We start from the raw sequence: 19,603 nt of genomic DNA, 5'->3' as shown, positions 1-19,603 counted from the left end.
AAAAAAACTAGGCTTGAATGGAATTCTATAGCCTAATCTTTATTTATTTTCCGAAATCCATTCCGTTAGTTTTCGCCCCTCTGAGCTAATTTAACCAGAAAACTTAACTAATATTTCTTACTTTTTAACTTCAATTTAACAATGAACCCATTCAATTTTCAAGATATGAACAAGAATAGACGGAATTTCATTAAGACCAGTGCACTGAGTGCAGCAGGCATCAGCTTTGTCCCATCATCTGTTTTCGGTAAACCTTTGGGCCATGTTGCACCGAGTGATAAAGTAGATCTAGCCTGCTGTGGTATTGGAAATAGAGGAGCTCAAATCATTAATGCTCTATATGATACAGGACTTTGTAACATTGTCGCACTTTGCGATGTAGACATGGGAGCCCCGCATACTCAGGAAATCATGAATAAATTTCCAAATGCAAAACGATTCCAGGATTTCAGAGAAATGTTTGATCAATTTGGAAAAGGCTTTGAAGCAATCACTGTTGGAACGCCTGATTTTTCACATTTCCCAATCACCATGTTGGCCATGTCTCAGGGGAAGCATGTATATGTAGAAAAACCTATGGCCCGAACATTCAATGAGGTTGCCTTAATGATGGATTGTGCAAAAAGACATAGAGTAGTTACTCAAATGGGTAATCAAGGGCATTCAGAAGGTAATTACTTCCAATTTAAAGCTTGGAAAGAAGCTGGAATCATTAAAGATGTCACCGCTGTAACTGCCCATATGAACAGCCCAAGAAGGTGGCATGGATGGGATGTTAACATGCAGCGTTTTCCAAAAGCCGAACCCATCCCTTCCACTTTAGATTGGGACAATTGGCTGATGGCCAGAAGTGAACATGACTACAATAAGGATTTCATCAATGGGCAATGGCGCTGCTGGTATGACTTTGGAATGGGAGCATTAGGTGACTGGGGAGCACACACCATGGATACCGTTCATGAATTCTTAGAATTAGGATTACCATATGAAGTAGATCCTGTCATGCTCAGGGGACATAATAACTTCTTCTTCCCAATGTCTTCAACACTGGCGTTTAAATTTCCTGAAAGAAAAGATATGCCAGCGATGACCCTAACTTGGTATGACGGCGTAGATAACGTTCCACCTGTTCCAGATAATTATGGAGTATCCGAGTTGAATGCGGATATCCCAGCAGCAAGTACAGGACAAATTCAACCTTCCAGATTAAACCCTGGTAAGATAATTTATGGTAAGGACCTTACTTTTAAAGGTGGCTCCCACGGAAGCACCTTGTCCATTTTGGGAGATAAGGAAAAAGAAATGGCTAGCATGCTTCCAGAAGTCCCAGAAAGTCCATCTAATCACTTTGCGAACTTCCTAAAGGCATCAAAAGGAGAAGAAAAAACAAGATCACCATTTGATGTTGCAGGACCTCTAAGCCAAGTATTCTGCTTGGGAGTATTAGCTCAGCAGTTAAATACCAAGTTGGAGTTTGACAGAGAAACTCATCGAATTGTCAATAATCCATTGGCAAATCAATTACTAACAGGTGAGGCACCAAGAAGAGGATGGGAAGAGTTCTATACTCTTTAATCATTATTTCAACCCATAAAAAAAGCTGAAGTGTTTACTCAATTCAGCTTTTTTTATTTTTTATTTCTAAAATTAGAATTTAGGACAAGGGAGTATGGTATCTCTTCGATTAGGTTTCCCTTCGTATTTATTAGGTAGCGTCCAGGAAAGACTTAACTCGTGCGCCCCTCCTGATTGAATCCCCAGTTGGGAAACAGTATAATCAAAACTATATCCAATATTCAATCCGCTAAGCAAATTAACCCCCACCATCATCACGATTGCATCTCGGTTACTTTGCTCTTCCACTCGCTTATAAGGCACTCCTCTATACCAAAGTCCAAAAACAATGGGCTCTACATAGAAATACGCTCCTACATCTAGCTGCTCAAAAGGACCTTGCCTCTTATAATTGATCGTTGGGGTTAGGTATCGCTTGCGTCTTATATGCGTAAAATCTTGTCGCATAGACCCTTCTCCCAAGTCAAATCTATAACCTGCGTGTAAAGAAAATTTTGTAGGAAGTTTACTAACTCCATCAATAAAGGATTGATTAGGTTGGTTAACATGGTGAGCTGACACTCCCACCCAAAAATCTTCCGTAAAAAACATTCCGCCCAAAGAGAGCGAAAGCATATTGACTGGATCACCAAGACCCGCTAAGTCAGTTCCTGGAAGTATAGGTCCAAAAGGATCATTTGGATTAATTTGATTGGCAAATATCAGGTTTTCATAAAAACCGATTTCCCGTCTGATATAAGAAGCTTGAAATCCTGGTCTGAAATAGGAATTATCTCCTAATTTTAATTCGTAGGAATAAAGTGCAGAAATAGTCGTAGACCTTAATTTTGAAGCTCCTTCAGTATCCTGCATAACCATTATCCCCACACCAGAGTTATAGTTAGGGAGGTAAGTGTCATAATAGGCAGAGAAGGTGGTGAATTGCGCATCTATGCTAGGCCACTGGTTGCGATAATTAAAGCCAATGCGTCCTGTTAATTCACTACCAGCCATCGCTGGGTTCAAATAAAGAGGGGCAGCATAATATTGGCTATATTGTGGATCCTGTCCAAACGCATTAAAATGCAGTCCGAGACAGCAAATCCAAAAAAAAACATTAAGAGCCTGAGACCGTAACAAAGTTTTGTTCGTTTATTTGAATATTCAGTTGGCTATTAAAACGACATTTAAGTGAGCTTGTTTTAAAAGCAGTTCGAAAATTATGAAAAGCAACCCTAATTCCATAAGGTTCAAGTACATTTTTAGCCTTTTCTTACTATATACACTATTTGGTATAGAATCAAAAGTCCTTTCTCAGGGTTTTAATGAAAATGAGTGGATTTTTGGAAGTTGCGAAACTGGCGATAGCAATTATCTTTCTTTTGGTAAAGGGGGAACTGCAACCGTACAATCTTTACCTAACTCGGTTCTTTTAGGAAAAAACAACTCAGCTATTGCCATTGACCCGATCACTGGTCAACCTTTATTTCAGACAAATGGAGAACTTGTATATGATTTTAGCCAAGCTCCAATCGAAGGTTCGGCTCCTGGATTAAATGGAAATGTGGATGGTTCACAGCAAGTAGCCACAGGATTTCTTGAATACGATCCTGAAGGAAATAAGCTTTTCTATATTTTTTATACCTCTCCAGGTGGAGAGCTTCAATATGCTTTAGTAGACATGAACGCCCCCGGACAGGCAAGTGGGAACGAAAGACCTTTAGGTGAGGTAACTTCCAAAGACGTGTCTATGGGAAATGCCTCTGGAGCATTATTAGTAGTAAAAACATCTTCTTCTCCTTCCTATCTCATCAGCTTTGATGGAGGGAATTTGGTTTCACAGAGGATTGAAACTACGGAAGGAAGCTTTAGTACAACAGACACTCAAAGTTTACCCTTTACTCCCGAAAGGATTATATTTGATGAATCTGCAGGTAAATTAATCCTTATTCCTGCCAATAGCAGTGATCAAATTACTGTTTTGGATTTTAATTCCAGTAATGGATCTTTTAGTAACTCTAGCCCTATCACTACAGTGCCTGGATCCGGGGAATATGGAGGAGCAGAATTTTCGCCCGATGGTAGTTTCATCTATTATTCTTTAGGAGATTCATTATATAGAGTCCCTTCCAATGATCTCTCGGCAACTCCTGAAACACTCCCGCTCACTACACCTATTGACACCATCCACGATGTGAAAGTGGGGCCAGATGGAAGCCTGTACTATATTTATGAAGAAGTAGCAGGCGGTCCTCAATTGATAGGGAAAGTGGATAATCCAGATGAAATAGACCTTACTTTAGTCACACTTGAGGAAGACCCTTTCATGGGAGCTGATTTCTGCGGGACGATTTTCCCTGTCTTTGCCCCCAATGCTGATATTGCCCCTTCTGTAGATTTCACATGGGATCCCGAAATGCCATGTGCTAATAACCCCATTCAGCTGACTAGTATATTAACTCCTGAAAATTATACACCTAGTAGTTATAGCTGGGAATTCAGCCCACCGCTTACAGACTCAGATGGCAATGAATTGGATGCAGATTATGACCAAGAGCACTTTTTAATTCCTGCAGATGCAGCATCTGGAACTGATATTTCCGTGACCTTAACGGTTGAGTATGAAGATGGAACTTCTCAGACATCTACTAAATCTATTCCTCTAACTGAAAATAATCTAGAGGCAAACTTTACTCCTTCTGACACAACACTTTGTATGTCTTGTATAGACATCGGGCCATTACTTGAAGCACAAAACCAAGGTGGAGATGGTGAAGGTGGAGCACCTGGTATCGGTGGAGGTTCCGGAGGCGGTGGTTCTGGAGGAGGAGATAATTATGAATATTTCTGGTCTAACCACAGAGATGAAGGTTGGGGTACCAGAACTGAAAATGAAGTTTGTCAACCCGGCTTGTATTGGGCACTTGTAAGAGAACCAGGTTCTTCCTGCTATGCCTACGCCGAGATCAGAATTAAGATTTGGGATCTGGAAGATCAAAGTAATAACATTTGGTATTTTGGTGATGGAGCTGGGTTAGACTTCAACCCAGACCCTGACGATCCAGATGCCCCTACTCCTAGACCGATCGAAAGCAGACATCCTCAAAATATTCCTGCAGGTACAACTACGATTTCAGATGAAACAGGACAAGTTCTATTTTACACAGATGGAGACTCTGTTTGGGACTTGAATGGAAACATAATGGAAAACGGAGATACGATTGGTGGTGATAACTCTGCTAGTCAATCTGTTCTTGCAGTTCCTGTTCCAGATGAGCAAACTTTATTTTATTTATTCACCACCCAGCAAGCTGCCAATGGCTCCAATGAAGTAAGTTATTCACTTGTAGATATCAAGGCTGAAAATCCTTCGGGAGTTGGAAATGTAGTTACAAAAGACAATTTTTTATTCAGCCCATCAACTGAACATACCGCAGCCTATAGTGCCGGTGATACAACTTGGATGATGTTTCATGAGTTAGGAAACAACACATTCAGAGGGTATCCCGTCACGGCAGAAGGAATTGGCCCACCGGTATTAAGTTCTGTTGGAAGTAATCACGGATTCAATTCAGGTGTGGGTGCAATGAAATTCAATTCCGATGGCGATAAAGTAGCGGTGACTATTTCTGAGGGCGGTTGTAATAAATTAGAGCTCTTTGATTTTGATTCAGATACTGGTGAAATGACAGAATATGCCCGAATAGATTTGGGCTGCGATGGAGAGGTGTATGGCTTAGAGTTTTCTGAAGATGGAGAACGAGTCTTTGTATCTTATAGAAACGGCGGACCTGGTATTGAAGAATTTATTGTCAAAGCTGTAGAAAATGATGACCCAGACGCAACGGTTTGCCCCACATGTTTTGACGGAGCCAGTACGAGAGCAGAAATTGAAGCTTGTATAAACAGCACTAAAAATGCAATCAGTCAAACATCAGGACAAAATCTAGGCGCACTACAAATTGGTCCTAATGGGCAAATTTATGTTGCAGTGGTAGGAGACAATAGAATTGGACAAATTAGTGTAGGGTCTGGCTGCGACTCTGAAAGCAGCTTTAACATGGACGGCGTGGAGCCCATGCCAGGAACATCCAATTTAGGACTGCCATCATTTGTTCAAAATTCCGGCAGCTCTATTCCAGAGCCTGCACTGTCTGGACCTCCAAGAATTTGCCTTGATCCTGAAAATGATTCTGGAGCCCTGTTTGAAGGTGGGGGGGAACCCGATATTGATAGCTACTTCTGGACTATCACAGATGAAAATGGATTGGTTGTTTTGGATAATTTTGGGGGACCTGGAGAAGAGTTTCAGTCTTACGAGCACATTTTTGCAGAGGCAGGATTGTATACCGTAGACCTGAGAGTTGACCGTTGTGGTGACCCAACTTATTACGAGGCTAGCTTAGAAATCCAAGTGGATGAGCCTCCAGTTCTTACTTTAGAAGATGACGTAACTTTATGTTCTAATAGCCCGGTTACATTGACAGCCATAGATGGCTATGATCCAGCAGAAGGAATTTATGATTTTGAGTGGACAAATGCAGCTGGCCAACTTATCGGTGATGAAAACTCTAATTCTATTACTGTGGAAGAAGAGAGCATTTACTCTGTATCAGTAAGCTTCCGACTTCCTGACGGACTTTCAGATGATGAGGCAGCCTTGTATGAAACTTGCCCATCTACTGCAGAGGTTTTTGTTGGCCCAGCATTTGAATTTGAACTAAACCAGACAGCTGAAGAAGTCTGTTATGAGGAAACATCTTTGATTTTCGCTCCAGACACACCTATTACTGGGGAATGGTTTTACACTCTAGACGGAGACCCTACCCGTACTTCCTTAGGTAACTTCTTCGAACTTGAATTATTTATCAACACGCTTCCTGGCCCGGGAGAATACGAAATCATTTTTGTCACTCAAGACCCTATTCTAGAAGGATGTACTGTTGAAAAGAAAGTTGATCTTTTGGTAAATGAATTACCAATTTTCACTGCAACCCAAACAAATCCAGCGACTGATTGTAGCACGGCAGATGGTTCTTTCGAAGTAACCATGCAAGGAACGGCAGAAACTTTAACCGTTTTAGAAACTGGAGAAGTATTCAACAATGTCATGGCAGGAAGTACTGTTCAAGTTATTGACCTACTTCCGGGAGTTTACACTATTGAGGCTGAGAATTCCCTCGGATGCGTTTACTCTGGATCTGTTACAGTTGAAAACCTTAACCCACCACAGCTATTAGAATTTACTGTGAGCACACAAGATGAGTTGTGTAGCCCTACAGGAGTGAACCCAGGAATTATTACTATCTCTTTTGATGGAGGCGTTGCTCAAATAGGTGATTATACAATTGTTAGGCAGGGAGATGGACAAACTTTCACAGCTCCACTTCCAAATCAACCTTCATTTGACGTTGAAGTTCCTTACGGGGACTATTTGATAGAAGTAAGTGATGCATCAGGATGTAAAATACCAGATCCAACTGTTTATACCATAGCCCAAAAGAATCAGGTAGTTTTTTCAGTTCCTACCGATTTCACGGCTTGTGAAAGCTTTACCTTTACACCTGATTCTCCTGATACATTGACTTATACAGTCACAAATAGTTCAGGTGTCACTGTATCAGCTGAACCCGATGGAAGTTATATCATTACATCAAGTGACACTTACACCGTATTAGGTGAAGATCCTACCGGTGAAAATTGTCCAAGAACCATCGATATGGTTGCTAATATCACTCAACCAATTGACTTTGAGGTTTCCCCACCTATTGTGGATTGTCAATCAGGCTATCAATATGAAGCGATATTGAACAATGCCCTACCTGATGACGTGATTTTCTTATGGAAAGATGAAGGAGGAGTAATTGTAGGTAGGTCACAAATATTTGTACCCAGTAGAGAGGGTACCTATTCTTTGGAAGTACAACCAAGTTCAGGAGGACTTTGTCAAACTGCAGCTATTTCACTTGAAGCAGAAATCTTGGTGGACGATTTACAAGTGGCGTTGGACGTAACTCCATTTTGCGTGGATCAGACAAGTACCACAATCAGTATAGACGCAGATTTGAGTAATGTTGCAGCCATTGAGTGGTTTATAGGTCAAGGTGGTACTAAAACTAGGATTCCTACTTTGGATGACATGCCAATTATAGAAGTTTCGCAAGAAGGCACCTATGAAGCAATCTTGAGAAGTTCTCAAGGTTGTGAGATTGGCAGAGCCAATGGTGTTGTAGCTAAATCTTCTATCGTCCCCCCTGTTGTTCCAACATCAATTACAATTTGTGAACTGGAAGGTGTAACAGAAAGTATTTCCCCGGGGATGTATGATAATTACTCCTGGACTTTAAATGGGAATGAAGTTTCTCAAGATTCAGTTTTCACTCCTACTCTTCCAGGCATTTATACTCTAGAGGTTTCCGATAATATCGGATGTAGTTACATTGAAACAATTGAAGTTATAGAGGATTGTGAATTAAAAATTTCCTTCCCTAATGGTGTCGTATTAAATGATCCAAATAGGAATTTCATTTTATATGCCAATGAATACATTGACTTTGTTGAAGTGTTTATTTATAATCGATGGGGAGAATTGATCTTCTATTGTGACCATGAAAACCTAGAACCAGGACAGGCGTTTTGTCCTTGGGATGGCCAATTAAATGGAAATTTTGTTCCAAATGGAACATATGCGGTGGTTGTGAAGTTGACTAGTGAAGATCAAAATATTACCCAAAAAATAACAAAAGCAGTTACAGTCATTCAATAACATGTTAATACTTATTTCCCCTGCAAAGACCCTAGATTACAGTGACCCTAGCATCAAAGAGCATAGTTTACCTGATTTCCTGACAGACACCCGTTCACTGGTTAGGATTCTAAAGCAAAAATCTGCGAAAGAGATTTCTAATTTGATGCATATCAGTGATTCTTTAGCGGAGCTCAATGAAGAAAGGTTTAAAACTTTTAAACGAGATTTCAATTTTGATAACTCCAAGCAAGCACTGCTAGCATTCAAAGGAGATGTTTACACCAAAATTGATGTAGATAACTACACAGAGGAAGATTTCAATTTTGCTCAGGAAAATCTAAGGATTTTATCAGGGCTGTATGGTTTATTAAAACCTATGGATTTAATCCAGCCTTATCGTTTGGAAATGGGAACAAAGCTGGAAAACAAAAAAGGGAAAAATCTTTATGAATTTTGGGATAAGAAAATCGCGAAAGCCATCAATCAAGTTGCAAAAGGTGAACCGATTATCAATTTAGCTTCTCAGGAATATTTTAAGGCTGTACACCAAAAAACATTAAAATCTCCCTTGATAAATATTCATTTCAAAGAATATAAAGAGGGTAAGTATCAGGTCGTTGGTTTTTTTGCAAAACAAGCCAGAGGGATGATGACTAACTTTGCGATCAAGAATAGAATAGAAGAACCTGAAAAATTGAAATTATTCAATGAAGAACGGTATGAGTACTCAGATAAAATGAGCAGCTCAACTGACTGGTTTTTTGTTAGATAACTCCTTTAATTAATCATTAAATCCAAATATCAATTATGGTATTTGGATTTTTTTTGACCTAATAAATATGGTAGCTTAGAGGTCTGATTCTCGAATAATTTATCCAAACTTTTGAAGTTACCTATAGAAAAAAGGCTTTTTATTTTAACGTCGCTAATCTTGCTGATTAGTGTGTCAACCACTATTGCTGTAACCAATCCGGATTTTTCAAGAAAAGAAGGCGCGGAAGTACACGTTGGAGAAATGGTAGATCCAGAGTTAATTGGTCCCGACAAATTATGTAACGTTTATGGTAGTATAATAGGGGATTTTTTCGGAGCTGGGGATCCTATAACGGATGTTTATTCCTGGAAGATATTAAGCCCTAGCGGCGAAATTTTATTCGATAGGTCTGGAGGTGCAGGGTTTCAAACCATCAGTTATACTTTTTCAGAAATAGGAACGCATACAGTTGAGCTTTCTGTCAAGCGAGGTGCATCCGTCATTTTCACGGACACGAAAGATGTAGATTTGATCAAAGGCCCTGACGTTGTACTTGAGTCAAATTATGAAATTTGCGGGAGCACTCCACTGGATTTGATGGCTATTGACCCAGAAAGTCAGAATTTTGAAGATTACCAATTTGAATGGACTGATGAATCAGGGGCCGTTATAGGAACAGATAACATTGTTCAAGTAACTTCTCCAGGTGATTACTTTGTGGAGTTCTACTTTGAGGATTCTTCTGGTACGCAGGATTGCATTACTACTCAACCCACCACTGTTTCTGGAGTAACCGACTACCAGATCTTGCAAACTGAAAATCAAGTATGTCCTGATTTACAAGTCAATTTTCAAACTGATCCCCAGGTATCGGGAACATGGTATTATGAAAAAGTGGGAACAGGAATCAGAACCTATCTTACAGAAGGAAGCAGCGTAAACCTTTTTCCTAACCAAAATCTGGATGGGGAAGGAGATTATAAAATTATCTTTACTCCAAGCCCAAGTGTATCCAATTGTCTTACAGAGAAATCAACCGACTTAACATATTATCCTCAACCAGAGTTCTTCCTAGTTAGCACTATAGGAGCCTCAGGGTGTAAAGTATACGATGGTGAGTTAACGATTCAAACCACCACACCATTAGATTATGTTTTCATTGAAGGCCTAGGAATCTACTCACCTGCTTTGGCTGCCGGAGATACCTATACGTTTTCCGGATTAGAGTCTGGTGCCTACAGCTTAATTGGTCTCTTAGGCAGCTGCACCAATTCAATTGGTTCAGTCGTATCGCTGCAAGATCCACCTGAATCTTTGAAATTTGAAGTAGCAGAAATTGTTGGTGAGGAGTGTACACCCGATGGAAAAACCATCGGATCTATCACCATTGATTTTACTAATGGTCCGATTGATGGTTCCTACAGGTTGATCAATGAGAAAGGCACAGAGGTTTTGAATGATTCTTTTTTGAATGCCAATTTTGCGAAAATAGATATCCCAGGTGGTCGGTATTATTTTGAATTATATGGAGTTGATGATTGTAGTCTACCAAAATCAGAATTGATTGAAGTCCCAGGGCTTTCCCAAACAGAATTTAATGTTCCAAATGAGATAACTATCTGCCAATCCTATGAATTAACGCCTGAAACCAATCAAGATTTAGAGTTTAGTCTAGAATATCCTGATGGCACGATCGAAATAAAAGCCAAAGATGAACCATTTACACTAATAGAAGCTGGCACATACAAATTAATTGGTTCATTACCCACTGATCCATTAACATGTCCTACTTCCAAAACATTTGAGGTTAACCTTGTGCAGCCAGTAGAGTTTGAACCTAAACTTATCCAGCAAGACTGCTTTGGAAACAGAACATATTTTGCAGATATCAATGGTATAGATCCCAATACGGTGATCTTCTCCTGGTATAATGAAAATGATGAGTTGATTGGTACTGGCCAAAATATGTTTCCAACTTCGATTGGAGAATTTAAACTAGATGTTCAACCAGCCAATAGTGAAGCTTGCCCAAACCCTTTAAAAACATTCTTGATTGAAGAGCCTATATTAGAGGTTGACGTTACTTTGACTAGCACTAAATTATGTGAACTTGGGCCTGGAGCGACCATCAATTTAAGTACTACATTTTTCTCTGAAGTAACAGACATTAGGTGGAGAAGATATGATGAGTTAGGAGGAATAGAGGAATTGGACCAATTTAAAGATCAAACTGAAATAACAGTTTTTGAAGATGGGGTTTATGAAGCTGCTGTATTTAGTATTATTCCAGAGATTGGCAAAGATTGTGAACTGGGTAGAAACTCGATGGAATTGGATTTCACTTTGGACAGGGTAGAATTTAATGTTCCAGCCTCGTTATCCATATGTGAAACCTATGAATATATTCCAGAAACAAATCAGCCTTTAGAATTCATTCTAACTTACCCAGATGGGACTTCAGTTGAAAAGTCTGCTGGTGAAGCCTTTACTTTGGATCAAACAGGCACTTTTTCACTCTATGGTTTTAATCCTGAGACAAGTTCTCCAAACTGTCCAGAAATCAAAGAATTTGAGGTTTTTGTAAACCAGCCAATTCCCTTTTCACCGATTTTATTTAGCGAGGATTGCAATGGGGAGAAAATATATCAAGCTCAACTTTCAGGAGCCACTGTGGCCGATGCAAATATTTTCTGGTACGATGCTGACCTCACATTAATTGGCACAGATGAGTTTCTTACTCTTAACACTTTTGGAACATTTTATCTAGAGGTTCAACCCAAAGGAAGTATTCCATGCGATCTTGAACCCATATTATTTGAAGTTGAAGAGCCAGTTTTGAGCTTGGAGGCAAGCCTTTTAGCAGAACCTTTGTGTCCTGATGCAGCAGATGCTGCAATTTCTTTAGAGACTGATTTCGAGAAGGTTGAAACCATTGAATGGTGGTTTACAGACATCAGTGGTAATCAGTCTCAATTAACTTCTGAAAGAAATAAACCAGAAATTCTGGCTACTCAGGAAGGAACCTATGAGGCTAGGATATTTAGTGGAGTCCCCTGCCTCCTGGGAATGGACCAAGTATTGATCCTAAGGAGTATTGATGAAGTAAGACCTGTAACAGAAGAAAGCTATCAGGTTTGCCCTAAGTATGACATTGCCCCTACAATCGACCCAGGGAGTTTTGCCGCTTACGAATGGTATCATGAAGGCAATCTTGTATCAACAAGCCAAACCTACAAACCTTTATTAATAGGTGAATTTGAATTGATAGTTTATAGTCAAGAAGGCTGTCCTTACTCGACCACATTTGAAACAATTGAAGAGTGTGAGCTTAAAATAGTTTTCCCTACCGCACTGGAATTGGGTGACCCTGAAAAGAATTTCTTGATTTACACCAACTATCTGGTAGATGAGTTAGAGCTTTGGATTTTTAATAAATGGGGTGAATTAATTTTTCATTGCAAAAACACTGACTTAATTAATGAGGAATCCACATGTGTATGGGATGGGACAGTCAATGGGGAAAATATCCCCAATGGCTCATATTCTATTCGTGTCAATTATAAAAACTACGCCAAAGAGATAAATGAAGAGTATCTAGGCTCAATTATGGTTATAGAATAAATTAAATCTAGAATCAACACCCTAATTGGAATATTTTTTGCCAATTCTTATCAAGTCAAAAATATTTTGGCAAAAGCCCGTATTTTTGCCACACACCCTAAAAAAATAGACCCTTGAAAGAAAAGGCTCAATTTCCGAAATGGAAGATTGGGATGCTCTTCATTTGGACGTTAATCATCGCCACATTCCCGGCATCCGGAGAAGAATTATTTCCTTTAAAAAAAGAGCTTCATAGCTACGAATCCAGTTTTGCAGATTTGCAGATCAATGGACCAACTAACCTATGCCTTGTAGCTGGTGGTGTGTTGGGTACTTTTAGTGCTGGAGGAGAAACAGGTGATGTTTATGAGTGGACAGTTTCAAGGGTGCCTTCAGGTGAAGTATTAGAACAAAAATCTAGTGGTCAGCTAGAAACCTACAAGTTTTATTTTAGTGAAGTGGGGAACTACAACGTGAACCTGAGAGTCAGACGGGGAACTGATGCGGATTTTTATGTGGAAGATAAACCAGTTCAGGTGCAAAAAGGTCCAGACTTGGCGCTATTACCTGATTACTTATTATGTGCAGGGTCTTCCACCCTCTTAACTGCCATTGACCCCAATACACCAAATCTATCAGATTACACCATCACTTGGTACTCTTTGAATGATGTGGGAGAACGGGTAGAAATTGGTAGGGGTAATGAGTTTGAGACTTATAGCGCTGGATATCACATTGTAGAGCTTTATCAAACGAACCCAGATGGAAGTCAATCCTGCCTAATCAATGGAAGCACCTTTGTAGGCCCTCCAATCGACTTTCAGATTATTCCATCTTCAACACAGATTTGTGAAGGAGAAACCATCGAGATAGGGTTGGATACTCCACTTTCTGGGGAGTGGTTTATTCAGAAAGACTACACAGGAGTTAGAAAATCGTTAGGGAATGGTTTTGACATTGAGTTAGAATCTGATGAGCTTTCTGGCCCAGGCTTGTACTTGGTCACATTTCAAACTTACTCTGAAGACTTCCCTGATTGTCTTTCAGAGAGAATCATTGGCTTCGAACTTCTTGAAGCACCTAAAGTCACCCCGACGATATTAAGCCAACCAAATGACTGTTCAATTGATAACGGGAGTTTTCAGCTGACTTTCGATACAGAAATAGATGCTTTTTATATCCCTGAATTGAATATCATTGAGGGGCCTAGATCTGCAGGAGAGCAAGTAAATTACAGCAGTCTACCCGCTCAAGTATATTCTGTTGTATTGGAAAAAAACGGTTGCCAAACTACTACATTGGTAGCTTTAGACAACCTAAATCCGCCGACAGAATTCAACCCGAGTTACAGTTATGAAAACGAATCTTGTTCCCCTACTGGGGTTTTCGATGGGATTACCACAATAGATTTTGGCACAACGGTGGCTAATTCAGAATATAGAGTCTTATCTCAATTTAAAGGTGAAGTAGAGTCTGGCACAATCCCAACAAGCGGTCAAGTGCAAATCAACATACCTAATGGGAATTATCTCCTGGAATTGAAGGTGGGTGGTTGTACCTACCCAATCCAAGACTTTAAAATAGAAAATGCACCTCAGGTTAATTTCACAGTACCCTTAGACTTGAATATTTGTGAAACCTTTCAACTGGATCCCGAGACCGATCAAAACCTGAATTTTACATTAACCTATCCTGATGGTTCTGAAAAGTCTATTCAGTCTGGAGAATCTTTTTTAATTGAAGATGAAGGAGCTTATAGCATTTATGGAGAAAGTAATGACCCCAGCTCTAACCTTTGCCCGAAAACAATCAATTTCAATGCTACCTATTCTAGTTCCATCTCATTTGCCCCAGTTCTAACGGTAGAAAAATGTTTTGATCCAATCAAGTACACTATTGATCTAGAGGGAATCGAATTGGAAGAAGCAAGTATCAGGTGGCTTAATGATGAAGGTAAAATAGTAGGCAGGAGTGGTGAGTTTTACCCTAGCTCCATTGGATTCTACTCTTTATTGGTGCAACCCAAATCAAGTGGTTATTGTCCAGTTCAACCTGTGGGGTTTGAAGTTGTGGCCCCTATTACAAATGTTCCAATGGATCTTGAGGCAACTAAAATATGCCCGGATCCAGGTTTGGGTCTTATCACACTTGAAACTGACGAAGATGAGGTGACTGATATTGAGTGGGTATTTTACGACTCTTTAAACAACAGAACAGAGCTCACAGAATTCGATGGATTATTGGAAATTGAATCTAGCCAAGCAGGTTCCTATGAAGCAATCGCATATAATAAACTAGGCTGTGAGATTGGAAGAGGTATAATTGAAGTAGAGCTAAGTGAATTAACGACACCTCCAACTGTAGAGGATTCCTACGCCTGGTGCTCCATCGAAAACAACACGATCCCGGCAATAGACCCTGGAGAATTTGAAAGTTATTTTTGGTACTTTGAAGACGAGCTAGTTTCCACTGCCTCTACTTTTAAACCTGAAGAGTTAGGAGACTATAGATTAGATGTCATTACTGAGGATGGCTGTATGTTCTCAAAAGAATTTTCCACTTATGATGCCTGCAATTTTAATGTAGTATATCCCAATGCGATGATTTTGGGAAATCCTGACAAAGACTTTAGAATCATCTTGAGTGAAGGCGTATCACAGGCTGAATTATTCATTTTAAATAGACAAGGAGCTCTAATTCATCATGACTTGGCAAATGAAATTCCGGTGAATTCTCCAATCTTAAACTGGGATGGAAAAGTCAATGGAAAAGATATTCCTGAGGGAACCTACGTGGTCGTTTTACTTTTAAGAAATGATGAATTTGGCTTTGAGGATAAGGTAACCAGCTCATTATTAGTCTTGCAGTAAAATAACTGCAATCTTTTAAAAAATTATTATACAATCGGAAAAGCCCAAATCCGATATTTTTCCTATTTTCAAGGCTATATCTAACGCTAAATTATTGACCCGATAACCAAAACTCCAAACTTATGACTCAAACCCTCAACAAAAGTGCACTCTTCAATGCAAGTTGCTTTGCATTGATTACGACTGCATTTTCATTTAGTATTAGTGCCGGAACTCTAAAACAACTCGGCATAGATTTAGGATACAGTGCTGAAAACCTTGGTTACCTTAACTCACTTTGGTTCTTTGGCTTTCCTATTGCAATGATTATCGGTGGCCTTATCTATCACACTATTGGCCCGAAAAAAATTATGAAAATCGCCTTCCTTTCTCACTTTGTGGGAGCAGCGATGACTCTTTTTGCAATTTATTTTGTCTCAGAAGCAAGCTTTGTCATTCTTCTTGCATCCAATCTTTTGATGGGTATTGGTTGCGGTTGTACAGAAGCAGCATGTAACCCTATGATTGCTGACATGTACACAGGAGAGAAAATGAATAAAATGCTAAACAGATTCCACATGTGGTTTCCAGGTGGAATTTTTGTAGGAGCTTTACTTTCCGAATTAATGTCAACTCTTGGCTTTTCTTGGCAAAGTCAATTTTGGTTAATCCCAATCCCTGCACTTATCTACGCATTCCTATTTAATGGAAAAACCTTCCCTAAAGCTAGCGTTGAACAAGCTGGTTCGCTTTCAGACAATTTTAAAGCAATGTTTACTCCATTGTTCCTTTTCATATTTGCTTGCATGGCTCTTACAGCAATCACCGAATTTGGCCCTCAAAAATGGACAGGATTAGTAATGGAAAGCTCTGGTGCAAAACCAATGTTAATCCTTGCACTTACTACCGGACTAATGGCAGTTTTAAGATTCTTTGGTGGACCTGTTACAAAAGTGTTAGGACAGACTGGCGTATTGTTAGCAGGCGCTATTATTTCAACTATAGGTATTTACCTATTTAGCACGCAAATCGGAGCAATGGTTTATGTTGCAGCCATCTTCTTTGCTGTAGGAGTAGCTTTCTTCTGGCCAACAATGATTGGTTTTGTAGCTGCTAAAATCCCAAAAAGTGGAGCATTAGGAATGTCCATTATTGGAGGGGTAGGTATGTTTTCAACTGCAATCTTCCAACCTATTATTGGAGGATGGATTGATAGCGACATAGCAGAACAAAAAGCTTTGGGACTAACAGGAACAGAGTTAGATCTTGCTGCCGGACAGGCAACACTTTCTACTATGACTACTTTCCCTATTATTCTAATTGTAGCCTTTATTCTCCTTTTCTTCTGGCAAAAGGGGTCTAAACCTGCAGCCGTTCCAGCTCATTAAAAATAAAAAAAAGCAGCCCGAGGGCTGCTTTTTTTATTCCTTTATCTTATTAGAAGTAACTACTTTTTTTATTAATTCCCGCAGGAATAAGAATCATATTCATCCTCGAATAAGGACCATATCTTACCCTCCTCATCTCTGTAGGTGATCCCTTTGTATCGCTTGCTCACTTCTATACTTCCTTCAACTTCTATGGTAGAACCATCTTTTAAGACGATGGTACAAGGCCCATCTACCTTTTGGATGTCAACTAACTTTGTGTCCTCAAAGAGGCCGCAACTAGCTAAAGCAAGGAACAATAGTGGAAAGCACTTTTTCATTGAAATTTCCTAAATAGTAATCTCTAAAAATGAGGAAAAAATAGTTTTAATAAAAACATTCAATCTGAAAGCTAAGTCAAAGCTGTCATTAGGTAATTTAAAAAGGAAGCTTACGTTTACTTTTAAGTAGACTAATGGCTGAAATAAAAAAAGCCCAACTGCTAAGCTGGGCTTGGTGACCTCGTCAGAGCCTGTCCCGCAGCGGGAATTCACCCCGATAACTATCGCGGGCTGAAACCTCTGGTTATCCAATAAATAATTTAATGTGATTATCCGGAATCTTGCCAGTACCAAAACTTCTTTGCTCACCTTGCCAGAAGACAGAAACAAGCAAAATTTTTATGATCTCATTATCATATCATGCTTTTGAATACTTACTAGTAAAAATTGGTGATACATACAATTTATTAAGAAATTCTAGACCCCATCCGGGGTCGAATATTATTAGCCCCGCCACGGCGGGCAAGCCAGGCCCCGAAAGCGGGATTGAATATCATTAGCCTAGGGTTTTAACCCTAGGTTATATGATTTAGTATTCTACCCAAGCGCTGGCCCGGGATTTTATTTCTGAGACAGATCGTTTTGCCAGCAAGATGGAACCAAACCTTATAATGCTTTTGGATAATTACTGGAATAAAAGCGGATATACATATAATTTAAAATAAAAAAAGCCCAACTGCTAAGTTGGGCTTGGTGACCTCGTCAGGATTCAAACCTGAAACCTCTTGAGCCGTAATCAAGTGCTCTATTCAGTTGAGCTACGAGGCCGAAACGGAAGGCAAAGGTAAATCAAAAATAATTTTATCACAAGCATGAAATTCAATTCATTTAAAATTATCAGCAAACTACTTCGAACTACTTAAGAATAATTAAGACTAAAATCGGGGTAAATCCTTTTGTATTTCCTATTTTTGCCCGCGATGAATGCTAAATTCTATCCCGAATTAATGAAAAAAATATACACCTTATTGTTCGCTTTGGTAATTATCCAAACGTCCTTTGCGCAAGAAAAACCAAAAAACTCTATTGGAGGCAGACCAAATATCCCAAGTGACTTGGTATTTGAGTTTGGGTTTAACCAACTAAATAATAGACCAGAAGACATGGGATTGAGTTTTTTCGATTCCAGAACATTCAATGTTTATTTTCAGCATCCATTTAAAATATTTGGAGAAGAATCAGGTATCACTTTCAACCCTGGTTTTGGTGTGGGTTCTGATAAGTATGCTTTTAAAGACCCACAAAACTTGGTCAACAATCCATTATTAGGAACTGAGTCCAGTGAGATGGTCGACCTAACTGAAATTTATGGTGATGACATTCGTATCAAAACCAATTCCCTTGCAGTAAATTATTTTGATATTCCTTTAGACTTTGTCTATCACTTAAACAAAACGAACCATTCCAAAGGATTCAGATTTAGCATTGGAGCAAAAGTAGGCATCTTATACGAAGCTCATACCAAAAACAAATTTAAGGATGCTGATGGACTTAAAAGAAAAGTCAAAGACAGCCAGAATTATGGATTGGAGAAAATTAGATATGGACTGACTTTTAAGGCTGGATCTCCTGGTTTCTACACTTGGTTCTACTATGGATTAAATAGCACATTCCAAGCCGGAAAAGGCCCCTATGGCACTGCCGCTTCTCAATTGAATTTCGGTGTAGCAGTCAACGTATTCTAGAAATTTAAAAATTATTGAATAATAAAGCCGAGCATGATTCCATGCTCGGCTTTATTATTTTTATGCATTCCCCTTTTAAGAAAGACCTGGAAAAAAGAATTAAGTGTAGATAAACTGAAAGCCTACAAAACACATTACAAAGCCATAAACAAAGCCAACATAAGTCTCAATAGGCTTGTGAGCGTTTAAATAAAGTCTAGAGCTCCCGACAATACCTGAAAGAAAGATCGCCAGTAATAAAGGGTATAATGGCGTAAATGTAGGAAACTTCATACCCAACACTACAACTGTAGCAACTAGCCCCCCAAACCCTGTCATATGAGCTGACATCTTCCACCAAAAGGTGACTAAGGTCAAACCTAATATAGTCAAGGAAATAAGCCCTAAAGATTGCCAAAGCACGGGATCTATCTCTGACTTATCTCTCAAAAAATAGGTGGTCAACAGAAAATAAAAGGTGGTTATAATAAAAGGGATCACCCGATCTTTGATATCCTCCATATGGATACTTTTCAAAGTTCCGCTAAGCCTTAACCCAAAAATAGTTACCATGGGTATAGCTAAAGTAGAAAGTACTACCAAAAGCAGAATATTACCCTTAAACACCTCTGGAACACTGGTAGCTTCTGGAACTAAATACAGCAAAAGCCCAAATACCAGAGTTGGTATAAGGAGAGGCTGAAATACGACTGATAGAAAAAGGGA

General features: G+C 39.4%; 10 protein-coding genes and 1 tRNA gene. 7 read left to right on the top strand and 4 right to left on the bottom strand.

From position 1 onward, the window contains the following. The first annotated feature begins 165 nt into the window (after positions 1 to 165). Positions 166 to 1,575, top strand: a complete 1,410-nt coding sequence (locus tag ALPR1_RS05325) for a Gfo/Idh/MocA family oxidoreductase (protein WP_040303246.1) — start codon at positions 166 to 168, stop codon at positions 1,573 to 1,575. Between the two features lie 72 nt (positions 1,576 to 1,647). On the opposite strand, the gene ALPR1_RS05320 is transcribed toward ALPR1_RS05325, so the two are convergent. Next, positions 1,648 to 2,694, bottom strand: a complete 1,047-nt coding sequence (locus ALPR1_RS05320; protein ID WP_040302575.1) for a PorP/SprF family type IX secretion system membrane protein — start codon at positions 2,692 to 2,694, stop codon at positions 1,648 to 1,650. 82 nt (positions 2,695 to 2,776) lie between these two features. On the opposite strand from ALPR1_RS05320, the gene ALPR1_RS05315 reads away from it, so the two are divergent. The 5 genes from ALPR1_RS05315 (at position 2,777) to ALPR1_RS05295 (ending at position 16,893) form a co-directional block, all read left to right on the top strand. After that, on the top strand, positions 2,777 to 8,320 hold the full coding sequence (locus tag ALPR1_RS05315; RefSeq protein ID WP_008198985.1) for a T9SS type B sorting domain-containing protein: 5,544 nt from the start codon (positions 2,777 to 2,779) through the stop codon (positions 8,318 to 8,320). Between the two features lies 1 nt (position 8,321). Next, positions 8,322 to 9,074 carry a peroxide stress protein YaaA gene (yaaA, locus tag ALPR1_RS05310; RefSeq protein WP_008198983.1) on the top strand — a complete coding sequence of 251 codons (753 nt, stop codon included), beginning with the start codon at positions 8,322 to 8,324 and terminating at the stop codon, positions 9,072 to 9,074. A 171-nt stretch (positions 9,075 to 9,245) separates the two neighbouring features. After that, complete coding sequence (locus tag ALPR1_RS05305) at positions 9,246 to 12,677, top strand: T9SS type B sorting domain-containing protein (protein ID WP_040302573.1); 3,432 nt, start codon at positions 9,246 to 9,248, stop codon at positions 12,675 to 12,677. A 113-nt stretch (positions 12,678 to 12,790) separates the two neighbouring features. Next, positions 12,791 to 15,526 (top strand): hypothetical protein, encoded by a 2,736-nt coding sequence (locus ALPR1_RS05300; protein WP_008198981.1) that lies wholly within the window; start codon positions 12,791 to 12,793, stop codon positions 15,524 to 15,526. Between the two features lie 122 nt (positions 15,527 to 15,648). Beyond that, positions 15,649 to 16,893, top strand: coding sequence for an MFS transporter (locus ALPR1_RS05295; RefSeq protein ID WP_008198980.1), 1,245 nt, complete (start codon positions 15,649 to 15,651; stop codon positions 16,891 to 16,893). Positions 16,894 to 16,964: 71 nt separating this feature from the next. On the opposite strand, the gene ALPR1_RS05290 is transcribed toward ALPR1_RS05295, so the two are convergent. Further along, a complete protein-coding gene (locus tag ALPR1_RS05290) occupies positions 16,965 to 17,213 on the bottom strand; it encodes a hypothetical protein (RefSeq protein ID WP_008198979.1) in 249 nt (82 codons plus the stop codon). 691 nt (positions 17,214 to 17,904) lie between these two features. Continuing rightward, positions 17,905 to 17,981: transfer RNA gene (locus ALPR1_RS05280), tRNA-Arg, on the bottom strand. 179 nt (positions 17,982 to 18,160) lie between these two features. On the opposite strand from ALPR1_RS05280, the gene ALPR1_RS05275 reads away from it, so the two are divergent. Next, positions 18,161 to 18,898 (top strand): porin family protein, encoded by a 738-nt coding sequence (locus ALPR1_RS05275; protein ID WP_040303244.1) that lies wholly within the window; start codon positions 18,161 to 18,163, stop codon positions 18,896 to 18,898. Between the two features lie 99 nt (positions 18,899 to 18,997). Here the strand turns inward: ALPR1_RS05275 and ALPR1_RS05270 are convergent, their stop codons facing one another. After that, the gene (locus tag ALPR1_RS05270) at positions 18,998 to 19,543 is read right to left on the bottom strand and encodes a PA-phosphatase (RefSeq protein ID WP_153231769.1); all 546 of its coding nucleotides are present in this window, start codon (positions 19,541 to 19,543) and stop codon (positions 18,998 to 19,000) included. Between the last annotated feature and the right edge of the window lie 60 nt (positions 19,544 to 19,603).

Origin of the sequence: Algoriphagus machipongonensis (assembly GCF_000166275.1) — a bacterium.
In the GTDB taxonomy this organism is placed as follows: domain Bacteria; phylum Bacteroidota; class Bacteroidia; order Cytophagales; family Cyclobacteriaceae; genus Algoriphagus; species Algoriphagus machipongonensis.
The sequence above is the reverse complement of the archived record's forward strand: the minus strand, read 5'-3'. Positions and strand labels throughout refer to the sequence as shown.